This window comes from Dolichospermum planctonicum (genome assembly GCF_005402965.1).
GTDB lineage: Bacteria > Cyanobacteriota > Cyanobacteriia > Cyanobacteriales > Nostocaceae > Dolichospermum > Dolichospermum planctonicum.
The window spans coordinates 115,256-133,726 of the sequence record NZ_BJCF01000004.1; the positions used below are offsets into that span (position 1 = coordinate 115,256).

16 protein-coding genes, 1 tRNA gene and 1 pseudogene are annotated in these 18,471 nt (G+C 38.5%); 10 read left to right on the forward strand and 8 right to left on the reverse strand.

Going from position 1 to position 18,471, the window contains the following annotated elements; translation table 11 throughout:
- Window positions 1-27 precede the first annotated feature (27 nt).
- Together ctaD and FFO06_RS03300 are read left to right on the forward strand one after the other, a co-directional pair.
- Window positions 28-1,683, forward strand: coding sequence for a cytochrome c oxidase subunit I (ctaD, locus tag FFO06_RS03295; RefSeq protein ID WP_137906742.1), 1,656 nt, complete (start codon window positions 28-30; stop codon window positions 1,681-1,683).
- A 173-nt stretch (window positions 1,684-1,856) separates the two neighbouring features.
- The gene (locus FFO06_RS03300; protein ID WP_137906743.1) at window positions 1,857-2,459 is read left to right on the forward strand and encodes a cytochrome c oxidase subunit 3; all 603 of its coding nucleotides are present in this window, start codon (window positions 1,857-1,859) and stop codon (window positions 2,457-2,459) included.
- Window positions 2,460-2,819: 360 nt separating this feature from the next.
- Here the strand turns inward: FFO06_RS03300 and FFO06_RS03310 are convergent, their stop codons facing one another.
- The 3 genes from FFO06_RS03310 to FFO06_RS03315 form a co-directional block, all read right to left on the reverse strand.
- On the reverse strand, window positions 2,820-3,023 hold the full coding sequence (locus tag FFO06_RS03310) for a RelB antitoxin-like protein (RefSeq protein ID WP_137906744.1): 204 nt from the start codon (window positions 3,021-3,023) through the stop codon (window positions 2,820-2,822).
- A 450-nt stretch (window positions 3,024-3,473) separates the two neighbouring features.
- Entirely contained in the window at window positions 3,474-3,608 is a 135-nt protein-coding gene (locus tag FFO06_RS22255; protein ID WP_268904583.1) for a hypothetical protein, read from the reverse strand.
- Window positions 3,609-3,657: 49 nt separating this feature from the next.
- On the reverse strand, window positions 3,658-4,029 hold the full coding sequence (locus FFO06_RS03315; protein WP_236097058.1) for a hypothetical protein: 372 nt from the start codon (window positions 4,027-4,029) through the stop codon (window positions 3,658-3,660).
- Window positions 4,030-4,081: 52 nt separating this feature from the next.
- Between FFO06_RS03315 and FFO06_RS03320 the strand changes: the two genes are divergently transcribed.
- The 3 genes and pseudogenes from FFO06_RS03320 (at window position 4,082) to FFO06_RS03330 (ending at window position 7,321) form a co-directional block, all read left to right on the forward strand.
- Entirely contained in the window at window positions 4,082-5,275 is a 1,194-nt protein-coding gene (locus FFO06_RS03320; RefSeq protein WP_201275408.1) for a DNA cytosine methyltransferase, read from the forward strand.
- Between the two features lie 130 nt (window positions 5,276-5,405).
- Window positions 5,406-6,191: pseudogene (locus FFO06_RS03325) on the forward strand (Uma2 family endonuclease).
- A 110-nt stretch (window positions 6,192-6,301) separates the two neighbouring features.
- Window positions 6,302-7,321, forward strand: coding sequence for an ABC transporter ATP-binding protein (locus tag FFO06_RS03330; protein WP_137906746.1), 1,020 nt, complete (start codon window positions 6,302-6,304; stop codon window positions 7,319-7,321).
- A gap of 62 nt (window positions 7,322-7,383) precedes the next feature.
- Here the strand turns inward: FFO06_RS03330 and lepB are convergent, their stop codons facing one another.
- Both lepB and FFO06_RS03340 read right to left on the reverse strand, forming a co-directional pair.
- Window positions 7,384-8,460, reverse strand: coding sequence for a signal peptidase I (lepB, locus tag FFO06_RS22435; RefSeq protein ID WP_137906747.1), 1,077 nt, complete (start codon window positions 8,458-8,460; stop codon window positions 7,384-7,386).
- A 160-nt stretch (window positions 8,461-8,620) separates the two neighbouring features.
- Window positions 8,621-9,880 (reverse strand): dicarboxylate/amino acid:cation symporter, encoded by a 1,260-nt coding sequence (locus FFO06_RS03340; RefSeq protein WP_137906748.1) that lies wholly within the window; start codon window positions 9,878-9,880, stop codon window positions 8,621-8,623.
- Between the two features lie 206 nt (window positions 9,881-10,086).
- Here FFO06_RS03340 and FFO06_RS03345 point away from each other — a divergent pair, with 206 nt between their 5' ends.
- Window positions 10,087-10,812 carry a cyclase family protein gene (locus FFO06_RS03345; protein WP_236097059.1) on the forward strand — a complete coding sequence of 242 codons (726 nt, stop codon included), beginning with the start codon at window positions 10,087-10,089 and terminating at the stop codon, window positions 10,810-10,812.
- 475 nt (window positions 10,813-11,287) lie between these two features.
- Here the strand turns inward: FFO06_RS03345 and FFO06_RS03350 are convergent, their stop codons facing one another.
- A complete protein-coding gene (locus FFO06_RS03350) occupies window positions 11,288-11,482 on the reverse strand; it encodes a hypothetical protein (protein ID WP_028083365.1) in 195 nt (64 codons plus the stop codon).
- 748 nt (window positions 11,483-12,230) lie between these two features.
- Here FFO06_RS03350 and FFO06_RS03355 point away from each other — a divergent pair.
- Window positions 12,231-13,340 (forward strand): SGNH/GDSL hydrolase family protein, encoded by a 1,110-nt coding sequence (locus tag FFO06_RS03355; RefSeq protein WP_137906749.1) that lies wholly within the window; start codon window positions 12,231-12,233, stop codon window positions 13,338-13,340.
- A gap of 219 nt (window positions 13,341-13,559) precedes the next feature.
- The gene (locus tag FFO06_RS03360) at window positions 13,560-14,426 is read left to right on the forward strand and encodes a hypothetical protein (protein ID WP_137906784.1); all 867 of its coding nucleotides are present in this window, start codon (window positions 13,560-13,562) and stop codon (window positions 14,424-14,426) included.
- Between the two features lie 33 nt (window positions 14,427-14,459).
- On the opposite strand, the gene nadA is transcribed toward FFO06_RS03360, so the two are convergent.
- A complete protein-coding gene (nadA, locus tag FFO06_RS03365) occupies window positions 14,460-15,425 on the reverse strand; it encodes a quinolinate synthase NadA (RefSeq protein ID WP_137906750.1) in 966 nt (321 codons plus the stop codon).
- A gap of 151 nt (window positions 15,426-15,576) precedes the next feature.
- On the opposite strand from nadA, the gene FFO06_RS03370 reads away from it, so the two are divergent.
- Both FFO06_RS03370 and FFO06_RS03375 read left to right on the forward strand, forming a co-directional pair.
- Complete coding sequence (locus FFO06_RS03370) at window positions 15,577-16,488, forward strand: TIGR04168 family protein (protein ID WP_137906751.1); 912 nt, start codon at window positions 15,577-15,579, stop codon at window positions 16,486-16,488.
- Window positions 16,489-16,564: 76 nt separating this feature from the next.
- Window positions 16,565-16,649 (forward strand) — tRNA-Ser (locus FFO06_RS03375).
- A gap of 134 nt (window positions 16,650-16,783) precedes the next feature.
- On the opposite strand, the gene purF is transcribed toward FFO06_RS03375, so the two are convergent.
- Entirely contained in the window at window positions 16,784-18,274 is a 1,491-nt protein-coding gene (gene purF / locus FFO06_RS03380) for an amidophosphoribosyltransferase (RefSeq protein ID WP_137906752.1), read from the reverse strand.
- Window positions 18,275-18,471: the final 197 nt, after the last annotated feature.

Genomic DNA, 18,471 nt, shown 5'->3' on the forward strand with positions numbered 1-18,471 from the left:
AATCTAAAATCTAAAATCTAAAATCGAATGACTAACATCCCCATTGATATCACTGGTGAATCACATCACCACGAACCGCCCCAAACCTGGAGAACCTACTTCAGTTTCAGTACAGACCATAAGGTTATCGGTATTCAATACCTCGTTACCTCTTTTATTTTCTTCCTGGTTGGTGGTATCTTCGCTATGATTTTGCGCGGAGAACTGATTACCCCAGAAGCTGATTTGATAGACCGCACAGTATACAACGGAATGTTTACCATGCACGGAACAGTGATGCTGTTTCTCTGGACATTCCCCTCCCTTGTTGGTATGGCTAACTACCTTGTTCCCCTGATGATTGGGGCGCGAGATATGGCTTTTCCCCGTCTCAACGCTGTCGCTTTTTGGATGGTGCCGGTGGTGGGTATTCTCCTCATGGCCAGCTTCTTTGTCCCCGGTGGACCGGCTCAATCTGGGTGGTGGGCATATCCCCCCGTCAGTACCCAAAACCCCACGGGAAACCTGATTAACGGTCAAGTTCTCTGGTTATTAGCGGTGGCTATTTCCGGTGTCTCTTCGATTATGGGTGCGGTAAATTTTGTCACTACTATTGTGAAAATGCGATCGCCGGGAATGGGTTATTTTAGAATGCCTCTCTTTGTGTGGGCAGTATTTAGCGCCCAAATTATCCAATTATTTGGACTCCCAGCTTTAACCGCAGGGGCTGTAATGTTACTTCTTGATATTACAGTAGGAACTGCCTTTTTCGACCCCACCAAAGGCGGAAACCCGGTGATGTTCCAGCATTATTTCTGGTTCTATTCTCACCCCGCAGTTTATGTGATCATTTTGCCTATTTTCGGCATTTTCTCGGAAATCTTCCCGGTTTATTCCCGCAAACCTTTATTCGGTTATAAAGTCGTTGCTATTTCTTCCATGTTAATTGCTGTAGTTAGCGGCATTGTTTGGGTACACCATATGTATGTCAGTGGTACTCCTGCTTGGCTACGGTTGTTTTTCATGGTGACAACCATGTTTGTATCTATTCCCACAGGGATTAAGGTATTTGCTTGGGTGGCAACTATTTGGGGTGGTAAAATTCGCCTGACTACACCCATGTTATTTGCTTTGGGTGGTTTGGTAATGTTTGTGTTTGCTGGCATTACGGGAATTATGCTTTCTTCTGTTCCTGTAGATGTTCATGTTAATAATACCTATTTTGTTGTCGGCCATTTCCATTATGTTCTCTATGGAACTGTAACTATGGGAATGTATGCCGCTATCTATCATTGGTTTCCTAAAATGACGGGCAGAATGTTCCACGAAGGTTGGGGTAAAATCCATTTTTGGTTAGCATTTATCGGCACAAATTTGAATTTCTTACCTATGCACCCATTAGGTTTACAAGGAATGTTACGCCGCGCTGCTTCCTATGCACCTGAATTAATTGGTTGGAATATTGTTGCTAGTTTGGGTTCTTTTTTGTTAGGAATGTCTACTCTTCCTTTCATTTTCAATATGTTGATTTCTTGGATAGACGGAGAAAAAGCTCCTGCTAATCCTTGGCGGGCTATTGGTTTGGAATGGACTGTTTCTTCTCCTCCTCCTGTTGAAAATTTTGAGGAAATTCCGGTGATTACTTGCGAACCTTATGGTTATGGTAAGTCTGAGGATTTAATTGCATCTGCTGAACATGAGTAATGGGTAATATAGCGATTCTATTTGATGTGTGTTCAGGATTTTTTTTAACGAACCACTCCAGGCACAGAGAACACGGAGGAAGAGAGTTTTTCCCGTCTGGTTTAGAATCGCTATAGTTTTTCTCATTACTTTTTTCCTAATTACTATTTTCCTGTTTTTGGAGTTTTTTAACAATGGATGTTTCTGTTTCTCCTGATGATTTAGATCATGTTAGTCATGAGCATGGACATGATGAAGAAGGCAGTAAGATGTTTGGTTTTATTGTTTTTCTGTTATCTGAAAGCGTCATTTTCTTGAGTTTCTTTGCTGGCTATATTATCTACAAAACTTCTACTGTTAATTGGTTGCCGGCTGGTGTTTCTGGTTTGGAAATAAAAGAACCTAGCATTAATACTGTTGTTTTAGTTGCTAGTAGTTTTGTGATTTATTTTGCAGAAAAAGCTCTGGAAAGACATGATTTAACGAGTTATCGGCTGTTGTTATTTTTGACAATGGCTATGGGTGGTTATTTCCTCTATGGTCAAGCTGTGGAATGGAGTCAACTGGAGTTTGGTTTTACTTCTGGTACGTTTGGAGGAATGTTTTATCTGTTAACTGGTTTTCACGGTTTGCACGTTTTTACGGGTATTCTGTTACAGTTAATTGTCTTATTGCGTTCTTTTATTCCTGGTAATTTTGATAATGGCCATTTTGGCATCAATGCCACTTCTTTATTTTGGCACTTTGTTGATGTTATCTGGATTATTTTGTTTCTGCTTATCTACGTTTGGCAGTAGGTATTTTAGTAACGAAAAATCAATAAATTATGTAGGGGTTTAGCATTGCTAAACCCTTACTCATGTATTTGTATGATTATTGTGAAATTATCTATTTGGGGAAATAGCGATAAATTTCTTTTCGGTGTAAAACTCTTTCAAAAATTAATGTTTCACCATCGAAAATAATACCAAGACGATAATCACCTATACGAATCCGATAAGCATTATCATATCCCTGAAGTTTTTTGATATTTGTGATTTATGCAAAATTTGATATTTCGATTATTTCTTCAAAAGCAAATTTCTTAATAGACTCATAGTAAGGTGTACTTTTGAGTGCTTTCAAATCTTTAATAAAACTTGGTAGATACTGGGTATTCACTCTTCTTCTAATTCCGCTAAAGCTTCATTTAAATCTAATGGTGTCTCATTTTCTACTTCTTTCATGGCTAGAATAAGTCCTTCATCTTCTATAGCTTCTAGCAACCTTAGATAGTCGTGAAAATCAATGACTACTTTTCTGATATTACCTTCAATATCAGTAATCAATTCTTGAGCAAAGGGATATTTATTAGTTTGCATTTTGTTTATATAGGATTAGTATTTTACTATTTACATTTAATGTAGCATATTTTTATCAGGATCGAAAATACTAGAATTGATTTTTAGTTCGTAGTGGGTACTTTAACTAAAGTGCCTACCATGAGCTTATTTGACAAAGTAAAATTATAAAAATTAGGTATTCGTATATAGGAATAATATTTGATTTATAAAAAGATACCTAGGGTGCGTCAGATATTACAAATCTGTTTATTGATAGAATTTATGCAGTAGTAAAGCACCCTACAATACCTAATTTTTTCAAAAATCAAATACGAGTTCTATATCTTTATGAAAACACTCTTTAACATAAGCCTGCTTTCTAATTTGTCTAAGCCATTTAGTAAAATCTCTTTGTTTTGATGTTTTATTGTTCATTACCGTTATGCTCCCCTTGTAGATATTTTTATAGATTACCCTATTGACAGGTACTTATACAATATTCTGAATATCACGAGGTGGTATTTCATCTGCTGTCAAAGTCACAACTTTACCATCTCGCAAAATACTAATAGATTCTCTTAACCTGCGATGTCTTTCTATAGCATTCGCAATAGCAAATTTCACACCAGCATCTATTTTTTGATGTAACTATGTAACGGGAATATGAGATTTATTATCTTGCTCTAATTTGATTCCAGATTCTGTATTCATAAATTATCACTTCCTGATTTATACCTGTTTCAGCAAGTAATTGAGGTTCATCCCCAGAGTTATTATATACTATCCAAGTATTACACAAAGGTAAATAAAGGTCAGTTAGATTTCTGCGTCCCCGTTCATAGCGTCTGCGGATGATATCTTCGGGAATATTATGACCTCCACTTGCTACCCGTCTGCGGACTCTCGTTATTGCTAGTTCTGGACTTTCCAGCCAAAAGTATATCAAATTTATTATATAATCTTGGTTTTTACATTCTCTAATAAAACGCGCAAAATTACGAGCAGCTAAAGTTGTTTTAAAAGCAAAGTCAGCTTTATCATTCACCAGATTCTCTAAAAATGCTATTTATAATATTGATAAAATAAAAATTACCAACATGATCAATAATCAACCTATTTGCATTTCCTTATTCACAGGTGCTTATGGCTTAGATTTAGGACTAGAACAAGCAGGATTTTATACTGTTAGTGTAGTTGAAAAAGATAAAGATACAGTTAAAACAATTGCTCTTAATAAACCTCATCTCCAAGAAAGTGCTATTCCCAGAGAATTAGAAAAAGTTACTTCCCAAGAATTATTAGAAGAGGGAGGAAGAGTTTTAAATTTAGGTCGTGCTTTACTTCCAGGAGAAATAGATTTAGTCACCGGTGGTCCTCCTTGTCAGCCTTTTAGCACCGCAGGAAAACGGGGTTCAGTTATGGACCCACGGGGGAGTTTATTTATGGATTTTATTCGCATTGTCAAAGAAGTCCAGCCGCGATTTTTCTTAATGGAAAATGTCAGAGGATTACTTTCTGCTTCTTTGCGTCATCGTCCTATTAATCAAAGAGGAAAAGATTACCCAGCTTTAGAACTTGATGAAATAAATGGTGCAGCTTTGAAAGTTGTTTTAGCAGAAATGAAGCAATTAGGCTATAACGTAGTTTATAACCTATTAGAAGCCGCAGATTATGGTGTTCCCCAAAATAGATCCCGTGTATTTTTTATTGGTTCTAGAGATGGTGAAACTGCTGCATTTCCTCTAGCTAAATATAGTAAAGATGGGAAAATTTTACCAAAGTGGAGAACTTTAAAAGATGCGTTAACAGATTTTGTAGATATTGAACCAGAATTTATTAGTTATTCAGAAAATCGGCTCAAGTTTTTAAGATTATTAGCAGCAGGAGAAAATTGGAAAAATTTACCAGAAGAATTACAGAAGGAAGCAATGGGAGGTGCTTATAATTCCGGTGGGGGAAAAGTCGGTTTTTATAGAAGATTATCTTGGGATAAACCTTCACCAACTATCACAACCAGTCCCCAACAAAAAGCTACAGATATGTGTCACCCTGTAGAAATTCGTCCTTTAACCGTGCGCGAGTCTGCGAAAATTCAAACTTTTCCTGATGATTGGATTTTTCATGGTTCGATAAGTTCTAAATACAAACAAATTGGTAATGCAGTTCCGGTATTGCTTGCTAAAGAACTGGGTGAATATCTGATTTATTTAATGCAGGGAAATCAACCAAAAGGGAAAGAAGTTACTGAACAACTCTCTCTATTTTCTCTAGAGAATTTACTTTGCAAATAACTCAGCAAATTCATGATCATATTCAAGATGAATCATATCCCAAAATTCTTTACCAGCTATGGGAGGAATTTTATAATTGTCATATCCATCACAAGCTATACTAGAATTTAATCCCTTATTTGTGTTTCCTATGGTTGTAAGTGCTTCGACCACCAAAATCACTTGGGAACTCTTACCCGAAGACTTCGTTTTAGACGATGAACCTGTGGATAATGTCAATCAAGCCAGTCTAGCAGCAGCACTCACGGAAAGCCTAGAACTGGCTGGTAAACTTCCAGAAACAGCGATCGCTACCACCAATTACGGCATCTGTGCCACGGTAAATGGTAAATTTGTCATCAAAGCCCCTGACTGGGCTTACGTGCCATAAATTACAGTGTCTAGAGAACAAATCCAACGCAGTTACACCCCCCATAAACAGGGACAAATTCCTGCGGTGGTCATAGAATTTCTTTCCGATAGCGATGGTAGTGAATATTCTAATAAACACACTTATCCCCCCGGAAAATGGTTTTATTATGAACAAGTTTTACAAGTTCCTAACTACATCATTTTTCAACCAGATATCGGTGAATTAGAAATATATCACTTGTATGAAAATGGACACTATAAATTACAATCTCCAGATGAAAATAACCGTTACTGGTTAACTGAAATGGAATTATTTATTGGTGTTTGGCCAGGAAAACGCGAAAACCGTCAAGGTTACTGGTTACGTTGGTGGAATCAAGATGGTAATTTGCTACTTTGGGGTTCTGAGTTAGTGCAGCAAGAACGACTTGCTAAGGAACAAGAACGACTTGCTAAGGAAACTGCCCAACAAGAAGCGAATCAAGAACGACTTGCAAAAGAAACTGCCTTAAAACGCTTGGAAGAGTTAGAAAAACGCCTTCGAGATGCAGGTATTTCCGACTAACTTCCATTGACATCCCCGACTTCTTTAAGAAGTCGGGGATCTTTGATCGCTCAACTTGTACAATAGAAAATAGATTGTTGCGAATTGTATAGTTAAGGATTATAGCTGTCATGGCTGCCGCCGTTTTCATCGAAAATCTCAAAAAAAGCTACGGTAATGTGGTCGCAGTCCAGGATGTCTCTTTTCAAGTGCAACCAGGAGAAATATTTGGACTGCTAGGACCAAACGGGGCGGGGAAAACGACCACTCTCCGGGCTTTGTGTACGCTAACAACCCCTGATACGGGCAAAATTGAAGTTTCAGGCATTTCGGTACTAGATCACCCCAAATTAGCCCGTCAAAGGCTGGGTTATGTAGCCCAGGAAGTAGCTTTAGATAAAGTCCTGACTGGCCGGGAGTTACTACAGTTACAAGCCGCCCTTTATCATCTTCCTGGTAAAGTGATCAAAGAGCGAATTAACACTATTCTCGATTTACTGGGTTTACAAGAATACGCAGATAAAAAAACTGGCACTTATTCCGGTGGTTTACGCAAGCGGTTAGATTTGGCTGCGGGTTTACTCCATGCACCCGATGTTTTAGTATTAGATGAACCAACGGTAGGGTTAGATATTGAAAGCCGGGTTGTAGTCTGGGATTTCTTGCGTCAATTGCGGGCTGGGGGAACTACTGTGGTAATTACCAGCCATTATTTAGAAGAAGTTGACGCTTTAGCTGATAGAGTGGCAATTATTGATAGAGGTTTGGTTATTGCTAATGGTACACCTTCTCAGTTAAAAGATCAGGTAGGTGGCGATCGCATCACTTTAAGAATCCGCGAATTTTCACCTCCAGAAGAGGCCGAAACCGCCAAAAACCTGTTAGCAGCTTTACCTTTTGTGCAAGAAATTATCATCAATAGCGCCCAGGGTAACTCCCTAAATTTGGTAGTTACACCGCAAAATGACGTTTTAATCACGATTCAACAGGTGTTAAATCATGCCAAATTACCAATTTTTGGTATCGCCCAATCTCGTCCGAGTTTAGATGATGTTTACCTAGCAGCAACAGGAAAAACCTTAATGGATGCGGAATTAGCTGCTGTGGCTAATCGTGATCCTAAAGCTGAGAAAAAGCAGAATATGAGATAGAGATAAACACAGATTTTGATTTTTCCCACGTCTTTTGGCGTGGGATTTTAGAATCATAAAAACTATTCAATCTTTCTCATCCGGTTGAGAGGGAAAAATATTTTGTATGCTTTACCAATGATCATATTCCGAGGTACAACTCCCCAACAACGCCCATCATAACTGCTACTACGATTATCCCTTAACATTAAATATGAATCTGGTGGTATAGTGACAGGTTTTGATAGATAAGGTTGCCCATATAATGATATGCAAGCATCAATTTCAGTTCGTTGTTTTGAAACGAGATATTTATCTTCTGCTAATGGTTTATTGTTAATAAAAACTCTTCCATCTCTGAGTTCTACTTTCTCACCAGGTAGTCCAATTATTCTTTTAATATAGGCATCTTTAGATCTGAGTTGTAGTGTTTCTTCAGTAAGCAAAAATACTACAATATCGCCACGTTGAGGGAGTTGAAACCGATAGCTAAATTTATCAATAAAAATCCTATCTGCTTCCCACTTATTTATAGTCCCATGTAATGTGGGTTCCATAGAACCTGAAGGCATCCAGCGGGATTCAACTCCATAGTTTCTTATAGCAAACCCAAGTCCAGTCGGGAATAAACCGGATATTGCAAATAGTAGGGAAACAATAAATGCTAGTTTTTTGGAATTTTCTCGCTGAACTGGTGATAAGGTATATGTGAAATAACCAATATACCCATAAATAACTGGCAAAACTACAGGAAAAATCTTTGAGAAAATCAAGATAATAATAACAGCTAAAATACCAAACAACCATTTACCAATGTAAAAGTTACCAACTCCTAAAAATAGCTGTGAAAGAAACATCCCCAACCAAGGGTCTTTATTCTGTTTCCGTAATTCCTCAAATTCTTGGCTGTTATTACTTTTAGCACTTGCATAAGCATCAAAAAGATTCCAGAATGAAAAAATTAAATTACCAATTAAACACCCAATCCCAACTAATATATCTCCATCAGGACTGAAGATAAACCAAAAAGCAACTATATTTAAAGTAATGGTTAAAAATATCAGCAAATATCCTTTTTGTTTCTTTCCAGAATATATTTGTCCTAGTCCAGGGAATATTTTGGATAAATTGACTGCAAGCCAAGGTTCTTTGTTATACATTGGTGTAATTAATTAAGAATTTAGTGTTTATATGTCAACCATTATCTAGCAATTTTAATCATTTATAGCCATTTTTAGAAATAAACAGCTATAAATAAGAGTTTAAGGAAAAGTGCGAGTTAAACTTAGATAAAACCGAATCAATTAGGAAATTATTGAATCACTCAACCCGACGCTGTTTACCATCAAGTAAACAGCTAACAGTCATATCACCCATAACATTAATAGCAGTGCGACAACGATCAAGAAACCAGTCCACTGTCACCAACAAAGCGATATATTGAGTAGGTAAACCAACGGAAGTAAATACCAGGGTCATTGTCACCAAACCAGCTTCTGGGATACCTGCTGCACCGACAGAAGCAAAAATAGATGTCAGTACAACAATTAACTGTTGTGGCAAAGACAGATGTAAACCCAACACTTGGGCAATAAATAATGCTGACATAGCCTCATATAGAGCAGTACCATCATTATTAAAATTACTACCGACTAACGCCCCTAAAGAAGCAGAAGATTCTCGTAAACCAATTTTTTCCAACAAAGCCTCAAAAGTAATTGGTGTTGTTGCTGTGGAAGAAGCGGTAGAAAAGGCTGTTAACAAAGCTTCTGAACCCCCACGTAAAAAGTGAGTTGGCTTCACCCAAGAACCAAATTTTACCCGCAGCAAGTAATAACAGGCTTGCAAACACAAAGCTAATAGTACGGATACAATAAACGCACCCAAAGCTTTAAATGGTGCAAAACCCTGAAGGGCAACGGTTTTAGCAACTATTCCAAAAACTGCTAACGGCACTAAAGCGATAATCCAGTGCAGAATACGGATCACAGCTTCAAACAAAATCGTAATTACTCTCTCAATAGCTTGGTAATCTGTTTTATCTTCAGATATTTGTTGTGCTTTCAAAGCCCGCAGAACTACCCCAAATGCCAAAGCCATAAAAATCAGTTGAATGACGTTGTTATCAACTAAAGGTTTGAGGATCGAATCAGGTACAATCTCTTGTATCAGTCCCCAAGGATCAAGGGTTTTACTTGGTGCTTCAGTGCTTAATGGAGCAGCAAGAGAACCCCATGAACCGGGTTTTAACACATTAGCGACAAAAAGACCAATAAAAATGGCTACAGTTGTATTAGTGATTAGCAGTGTTGCTAAACGGCGACCAGATTTACCTGGAATATCAGCAGTTAGAAATGAGTGAAGTACCGCCAACATAATTAGTGGTGTTGCTAATGCCCGCAGAGCCTTGAGTATTAAGTTACAGGGAGTAGCTAGATGATTGATTAAATCAGGATTATTTGCTGCTTGACCACTTAGCAAAGTCCCCAGGCTAACTGCAAAGACGATAGAAATTACAATCTGTAATGCTAAAGGAATATGTTTCCATGATCTGTATTTTTTTGAGGTAACTTTGCTCATACTTTTTTGCAGATAAGGTATAGGATGGTTTTGAAGTATCCGTTCTTTTATTCCCCCAATTCAATCAAGATAATTTACGTGATATTTGATAAAACTTTACACTTTCCCCTTCCCCAAAATTGGTAAAATCAAATACCTGATATCCTATTAATGTGTGTATTTTGGGAATTATTTGTTAAAATTTCCTCAACTTACGAATAAATCCTGTGACTATCCAAAATCCCCGACAATCAAGTAATATAAATTACTCTCGTGTTATCCATCTCAGTCATCTAATTGATACAGATATACCCAAATGGACAGGTGATCCTCCGGTAGAATTTACCAGTGTTGCAGAAATTGAAAACGATGGTTATTACCTGCGACGCTTTTCTTTAGGAGAACATAGCGCCACTCATATTAATGCCCCCAATAGTTTTGATGGTAATGGTGCAAGTGTTGACAAATACCCAGCAGCATCATTAATATTACCTGCTATAGTTATTAATATTTGCAGACAAGCCGCAGTCAATTCCGATTATGTTTTGACAATTGGTGACATCCAAACTTGGGAAAATGAGTTTGGGGAAATTCCTGTGGGTAGTTTAGTAATACTATATACTGGTTGGCAAGAAAAATGGTTAAATCACCAGGCGTTCTTTGGACAGGACACAGCCGGAAAAATGCACTTTCCCGGTTTTAGCTATCAGGCAACTGAGTTTTTAATTAAACATAGAAAAATAGCTGGAGTCGGTATTGATACTCACGGTGTAGACTCTGGGCAGGATACCAGTTTTACTATAAATCGTTTGCTGTTAGAGCGATCGCTAATTGTCCTGGAAAATCTTACGAATTTAGATCAGTTACCACCTCAAGATATTACCTTAATCATTGGTATTCTTAGATTAAGAGGAGGTTCTGGTTCTCCGGCTGCGGTAATGGCATTATTTTGAATTTTTATTTTTTTAAGTTATTTTTTTAAGTTATTTTTTAAGTTATTTTTTTAAGTTATTTTTTTAAGTTATTTTTTTTAATATTTTCCAGCATAACACCGGAAAATGTTTAAGGTTGATTAAATTTGTGACAGATGAAGAATATCTAAAACTAGATATCTTCACTTTTTTAAACACAGCGGAGGTGATTGCTAAAGATTAGCAATACCGCTGGTTAGGTTTTCAAATACAGCAGTTTTCGAGAAGATGAGATACATATTTAGCGGGCAAGATGCCCGCACCACAGGAGTTTGATTATTCCGGTTTGTACCCCATTTGAATCAAATATCCTGTAAATGAGAATTACTTAATGGGAGTTTGCTATTATTCCGGTCAAGAGTAGAGACGTGGTTTATTGTACTGCTACTCTTGCCATTAATTCTAGATTATGAACTGGAGGCTTGAGACTTGGAATTATAGACTCTGACCAGCAGTTTTAGATTTCACCATTAACCTGCATTTGATGAACTTGATCTGCTAACTCTTGACGCTGTTGGGCGTCTAACTTATCAATTGCCAACATTCCCATGAGAATAACCTCTTTCAAGGTTAAGCGAGTTGAATGTGCCTGTTTTTGCACAATCTCCTTAATGATGGGACTAACACCGATTGCTGTACTAGCTCTAGCCACGGAATAAAAGGAAACATTAATAACTTCGCATACATCCTAGCACTTTTCGCGCAGTTATTCTACACCTCTAGAACTGATATGCTTTTGTTTTGATAGATGTTCATATATCTAATCCAGACTATAAGTGGCAAGCAGACCCGGTAATTCTGCAAATATAACTTTTTGACGACGGGTATAACCATTCTATAGCAAGCATTTCCACGATTTACTTATTTTGCCATACAAAACTATGTTTTTTGCATAACACAAAAAAGTTAAATATTTTTACTTAAAATAACTAAAGTATAAATTATATATAAATATATATAAATAATATGTCATGTAACCCTTGTAAATTACACCTTTTAGCTTTTCTTAGAAATTTTTATTGATATGTATTTATACATAAAAAATAATTTATTAATTTTTATTAAAAATAAACAGCACAAACAACTCATAATTGTCATCTATCAAAAGTATGAGATTGTGGTTTTGACTAAAATTCATGTGAAAACAATGGTGAAAGATGAACAGACAAAAGGCAGGAAAGATTATGTAGTCAAGATTTCAGACTCCCGACTCTAAAAACTGGGTATTTTTTAATGCTGACATTGGGGTATAGCTGATAGCCAGGTTAATCTAAGTCCATGACATTGCTGAATAACGCTAAATATCGTCAAATAGTACAATGCTCGAAATCTTCCTGAATTCACCTAACTAAGGCCGTCATAAGAAAAAGTAGTGAATACCTACAAGGAAGAAAACAACTATGAGTGGATCTTATCTCTTGGCCGCAAGCTTATTAACAGGATTAGTAATACCAACACCAGTGCTTCCACAGATACCTAATCCTGGGAAAAATTCTCCATCTTTGTTGGATTTAGCGCCGGGTTTCCAGTCTGACAACAGCAGAAAAATCTCCCTCCGGGAAATTGCTGTACCTGAATTTAGCAGTCAAACTGAACCTTCTTCAGCAGGTGGAAAAAGTATCTCCGGGATTAATACATCATTACCAGAATTTAGCAAACAAACTTTTTCGCCTCATAAAAAGTCGTCAAAATTTAGACAATATAGGTTATTAAATCCAGTTAAATCATCATTCAACTTTAATAGCCAAAAAAGTAAAACAAAGCCACATATCTCTGGTCGTAAACTTTACCAGCAAAGACTAGCCTCACTGAGAATTGGTCAAATTTATACGCGCACGGATAATGATGACAATTTAGAATCATCCTGGCAGTTAGACAAAACATCTAAACCAACTTATCAAGACTGGAAAAGCTTATTAACCATGGAAGCTAAGGCCATTAGTCAAGGTCAAGGTACAAATCGTTTGAGTATCTTGGTAGGTGATTCTTTGAGTTTGTGGTTTCCGAAAGAAAACCTGCCTGTGGGTAAATTATGGCTAAATCAGGGCATATCTGGAGATACTTCCCAGGGTGTTTTTCAAAGATTGTCGGCATTTTCCACAACCAGACCAGATGTGATTTACTTAATGATTGGGATTAACGATTTACGTAAGGGTGCTAGTAACAAGTCAATTTTGCTCAATTCCCAGCGAATTATCCACAGTTTACGTCAGAGTCATCCCACAAGTCAGATTATTATGCAATCTATTTTACCTGTGCGATCTGGGAAAATTGCTAACAGTCGGATTCGTTACATTAACGCCCAACTAGCTGTAATTGCCAAACAGCAAGGAGTTAATTATCTGAATATTCACCATTTGTTTACGGATGTTGATGGCAACTTGCTTCCTGAATTAAGTACAGACGGATTGCATTTATCTCCAGCCGGATATCAAGTGTGGCAATTCGCACTTGAGCAAACAGAATATAGGGTTGCCCAAATTAACAATTCAGGTTCATTGGGGAATTAGAGTGGTGAAGATGCGTATTCTACAAGACTTCCATATAATTGATCTATGCAAATTAAATGTATATTAACGTAAGTTGCTGGTTGAGAAAAAAGGCAAGGGGCAAGGGCAAGAGGTAAGAATTTCTACCAATTACCAATCACCAGCCTAAATTTACATAACTAGCAACTTGGGTTATGTTATTTCACAGGTCAGGGTGTGAGAACTATCACTAAATATCAAATGGTAGATCGGATAAATGATATCGCTTGGCAAGCTCACCAAGGAAGCGTTGCAGCGATTATTCAAGTCTTGAATGAAAGGCTAATTATATCTGGTGTGAGAACTAGGGCGATTTTCGCGGCTGGTGTGTTGCAAATTTTGTGTGAAGCGGCTACGGTGGAGCAACTTGAGCAATGTACCTTGGTTCCAAAAATCCAACAAATTTTGGAGTCAATTGCACCGCGTCACATTCGTCGAGTCTATATCAATAGTCGAATTGTACGAGAAGAACAATTACTATGGTTAAAGGAAATTCACCGTGATGCCGATCATCAATTTCTATGGTCACAGGAAGTTATATTGTCCCAACCAAATTTCTGGAAGCGGCTAATTCGAGATCTAAGGGAAACTGATGCCAAATCCAGAAAACCTATTTTAGCTCAACCGCAATCTTTACTCAAGAATCGGGATCAAGGGAAAATTTCAGTCAACACTGGGGTAATAGCAGTTTCTGGTTTATGTTCACTAATTTTACTGGCTTGGTTGGATTTTCGCTTAGGTAATACACTAAAAAGTTTGTTAATATTCACAGGTTCTCAATCTTCGCAAACAGCAAATCAAAGATCGTCTAGCCAAAGTCTTTTAACACTATCTGATGATCCATTTGCTGCTTCTGTACGACTGGCTAACCGGGCTAGTGTTGCTAGTAGAACAGCTATCACCTCAACTCAGTGGTTGGAATTAGCTGCTACTTGGCAACGGGCTTCTGATTTAATGGGTCAGGTTTCACCTAGCCACAGCCGCTATCAAGAAGCACAAATTAGAACTAAATTATACAAGAAGTTTAGTCAGGTAGCCCAGAAAAAAGCTGAGAAAAGTGAATTGTGAGCAGGTTCAGATTTCAGATTTCTGGAATTTCCACTATTTACTCATTTCTAACATCCGTCGCATGGGTCGCAACGCAGCTAGGCGGATTTCTTCTGACATGGTAATTTCTGGTGTGCGATTTTTCATGGCTAAATACAGTTTTTCTAAGGTATTTAACCGCATAAATGGACATTCGTTACAGTTACAATCATTCTGTGGAGGTGCGGGAATGAAGTTTTTCTCAGGTGCTAGTTTTTGCATCTGGTGAATGATTCCTGGCTCTGTAGCCACGATAAATTCCTGGCTAGGGCTGGTTTGACAATAATTGAGTAAGGCAGCTGTAGAGCCAATAAAGCTGGCGTGACGTAAGACGCTGGTTTCACATTCGGGGTGAGCGATCGCTTCTGCTTTAGGATGTGTAATTTTTAACTCCACTATTTTCTTTTCCGAAAAAGTTTCATGGACAATACAACTACCTTGCCATAGAAGCATTTCCCGTCCAGTTTGTTCGATTACATACCGTCCCAAGTTCCGATCTGGGGCAAAAATAATTGGCTGTTGAGGGGGTATTTGCTGGACAATTTTCACAGCGTTGGCACTAGTGCAGATAATATCGCTCATGGCTTTGATTTGAGCCGAGCAGTTAATATAGGAAATAACTAAATGGTCAGGGTGTGCGGCTTTGAAAGCTGCAAACTCTTGAGGAGGACAACTATCTGCTAAAGAACAACCTGCATTGATATCTGGTAATAGTACCAATTTATCCGGGTTGAGGATTTTGGCGGTTTCCGCCATGAAGTGAACACCAGTAAAAACAATTACATCTGCTTTAGTATTTGCCGCAGCTTTGGCTAATTGCAAGGAGTCACCAATAAAGTCGGCAATGTCTTGAATATCAGGGTCTTGGTAGTAGTGGGCTAATATTACCGCATTCAGTTCTGTTTTGAGATCCTCAATGGCAGTAAATAAATCTAATGGTAGATTATCTGATTTCGGTTGAGTAAGTGTAGTTGTAAACACAATTAAAAACTGCTGTTTTAGAGAATGAGATGACCTTGTGGATTAAATTATAGTAGTTTTTACCAAAAATAGGGGATGATTGATATTAGCAATTTATGCCCAAATTCCTTGGAGTTTCCTATCCTGGAGATATACGGCTTTTTAAAGTGGCATGACCAGTCAGAAAACTCAATCAAAACCTGTGAAAATTGCTGTAGTTGGGGATATTCACGACCAATGGGACGTGGAAGATGGTATGGCACTTAAACATCTTGGTGTGGACTTAGTGCTGTTTGTCGGCGATTTCGGGAATGAATCAGTAGAAGTGGTAAAAACGATCGCTTCCCTAGATATTCCCAAAGCAGCGGTAATGGGCAACCATGACGCATGGTACTCGGCCACCGAATGGGGACGCAAAAAATGTCCTTATGACCGCACCAAGGAAGACTGGGTACAGAAACAGCTAGATTTATTAGGGGCTGTCCAAGTCGGTTATAGTAAGTTGGATTTCCCGCAGTGGAATTTAACTGTGGTGGGTGGTCGTCCTTTTACGTGGGGTGGACCTGAATGGAGATTTGCGGAAATCTGTCAAGAACGTTATGGTGTTTCGAGTTTAGATGATTCCGCAGATAAAATTGTCAATGTAGTTAAAAATACTACTTGCGACAATATTATTTTTTTAGGACACAATGGACCTAGTGGTTTAGGCGATCGCGCTGAGGACCCTTGTGGCAAAGATTGGCATCCCATTGGCGGTGATTTTGGTGATCCTGATTTAGCGGCGGCCATTTCTCAAACTCTCAACATGAACAAAACAGTTTCTTTAGTTGCTTTTGGTCATATGCACCGGACTTTGCGCCATACTAAGAAACTAGAAAGGAAAGCTGTATTTAAAAGCCCAGAAGGGACTATTTACTTAAATGCTGCTAATGTCCCCAGAATTGTCCAGGAAAACGGCGTAAAATTACGGAATTTCTCCCTGGTCTTTTTAGATGGGGGTATGGTGACAAAAGTTGCTCTCGTTTGGGTGGGTAAGGACTACCAGGTGGCGGCTGAGGAAATTTTTTATAATTCTTTGGTTTGATCGCTGCCAATTCTGTAATTATATGTTATGATTCTATTTGTCAGTTTTGATTTTCAACAATTCTGGCAAATAATCTGGAGAGGTGGCAGAGTGGTCGATTGCGCCTGACTTGAAATCAGGTGAAGTGAGAGCTTCCGGGAGTTCGAATCTCCCCCTCTCCGTTTGATTTTTTTATCGCATTGACTTGTTAATTATCAATTACAGCACGTTCGGCTTGAGTAAGGTACACCATTGGCGGGCAAGATGCCCGCACCACACTGGCTAGAATTTAAGTTACAGTTTCAAACCCAATTTTCTAAACTACAACCTTTTCCAAAATCAATTTAGAACGCTTTACTTGTTCAGGAATAGCAACGGGATAATTACCAGTAAAACAAGCAGAACAAAAACTATTAGTATCTTCTCTGGTGGTTTCTAACATTCCTTCCCAACTCAAATAAGCCAGACTATCAACTTGTAATTGTTTGGCTATTTCCGCTACTGATTTTGTGGCAGCAATTAATTGATCTTGAGTATCAGTATCAATACCATAAAAACAAGGGTGTGTGACAGGAGGAGAGGAAATTCTCATGTGAACTTCCGCCGCGCCAGCATCACGTAAAGCCTGGACTAGTTTGCGGCTAGTAGTTCCCCTAACAATGGAATCATCAATAATTACTACTCGCTTACCGAATAACACATCTTTGAGGGGGTTAAGTTTCATGCGGATACCTGATTCTCGCATGGCTTGGGTAGGCTGAATAAAGGTGCGGCCGACGTAGCGATTTTTAATCAGTCCCTCACCATAGGCTATACCGGAAGCTTGGGAAAAGCCAATGGCCGCAGGTATACCAGAATCAGGGACACCAAATACTAAATCGGCTTCTACGGGGGATTCTGCTGCCATTTTCCGTCCTAATCGCATTCGATAACTGTATAAAGTTTCATTGTGCATGAGGCTATCAGGACGGGCAAAATAAATCATTTCAAAGATACAAAGTTTACGTTCTGACTGTTGATGCCACTGAAATGATTCTAAGCCAGTTTCGGTAATCCATACTAATTCTCCAGGGGCGACATCACGCAGATATTCCGCACCGATAATATCTAAACCGCAAGTTTCGGAAGCGAGAACGTAACGGACGGGGTTACTATCTAAAGTACCAATTACTAAGGGACGAATCCCGTTAGGATCACGGACTCCCATCACACCTACGGGTGTAGCAATAGTTAGGCTAAATGCACCTTGACAACGATGAAAGGCACTCATGGCCGCTATTACCCAATCTGCACCAGCATTAACTTCTTGAGCGATCGCATAAGCAATCATTTCTGAGTCCGTTGTCGTGACTAAGTTAAACTTATCTTTGACCAGTTCGGAACGCAATTGGACGGTATTGACTAGATTCCCGTTATGTGCTAAGGCTAATAAACCCAAACGAGTTTCCACCACAGCCGGTTGGGCGTTAACTTTACGACTAGAACCAGTAGTAGAATAACGGGTATGACCGACTGCCAGATTTCCGGGTAATTGCTCTAGAATAGTCTCATTGAAGACTTGAGATACCAGTCCCATATCCTTGTGTTGGTGAACGCGCGAACCCTCAAATGTAGCAATGCCAGCAGATTCTTGACCCCGATGCTGGAGAGCGTATAGTCCAAAATATGTTAATTTAGCAACATCTTGTTCTGGGGCATAAATGCCAAAAATACCACAAGCTTCTTCGGGCTTGTCACTAGTATTTTCATGACTGTTGATTGAGTTATTGAGGTATTCATCCGCAATTACGGAATTAGCGAGAATCATGCTGGTATTACTCCTGGTGGGGTGTCGAGTCACTGGGGATTGGAAATTACTCACAAGAGCGCGGGGGAGAGGGGGAAAATTAAGAACTATTACCCATTACCTTTTGCTTCTTAACAAATCGTTAACCATCCATTAAAACAGTACCTTAAATTGGTGAAGGATCAAGTATGAATTGTAAATTTTTATGTTCAAACCTT

Bases quoted from the DNA above. Each gene is read 5' to 3' on its own strand.
- ctaD (WP_137906742.1), top strand. From the start codon at position 28: ATGACTAACATCCCCATTGATATCACTGGTGAATCACATCACCACGAA.
- FFO06_RS03320 (WP_201275408.1), top strand. From the start codon at position 4,082: ATGATCAATAATCAACCTATTTGCATTTCCTTATTCACAGGTGCTTAT.
- purF (WP_137906752.1), bottom strand. From the start codon at position 18,274: ATGATTCTCGCTAATTCCGTAATTGCGGATGAATACCTCAATAACTCA.
- FFO06_RS03310 (WP_137906744.1), bottom strand. From the start codon at position 3,023: ATGCAAACTAATAAATATCCCTTTGCTCAAGAATTGATTACTGATATT.
- lepB (WP_137906747.1), bottom strand. From the start codon at position 8,460: ATGTATAACAAAGAACCTTGGCTTGCAGTCAATTTATCCAAAATATTC.
- FFO06_RS03370 (WP_137906751.1), top strand. From the start codon at position 15,577: ATGACCAGTCAGAAAACTCAATCAAAACCTGTGAAAATTGCTGTAGTT.
- FFO06_RS03330 (WP_137906746.1), top strand. From the start codon at position 6,302: ATGGCTGCCGCCGTTTTCATCGAAAATCTCAAAAAAAGCTACGGTAAT.
- FFO06_RS03300 (WP_137906743.1), top strand. From the start codon at position 1,857: ATGGATGTTTCTGTTTCTCCTGATGATTTAGATCATGTTAGTCATGAG.
- FFO06_RS03360 (WP_137906784.1), top strand. From the start codon at position 13,560: ATGGTAGATCGGATAAATGATATCGCTTGGCAAGCTCACCAAGGAAGC.
- FFO06_RS03355 (WP_137906749.1), top strand. From the start codon at position 12,231: ATGAGTGGATCTTATCTCTTGGCCGCAAGCTTATTAACAGGATTAGTA.
- FFO06_RS03340 (WP_137906748.1), bottom strand. From the start codon at position 9,880: ATGAGCAAAGTTACCTCAAAAAAATACAGATCATGGAAACATATTCCT.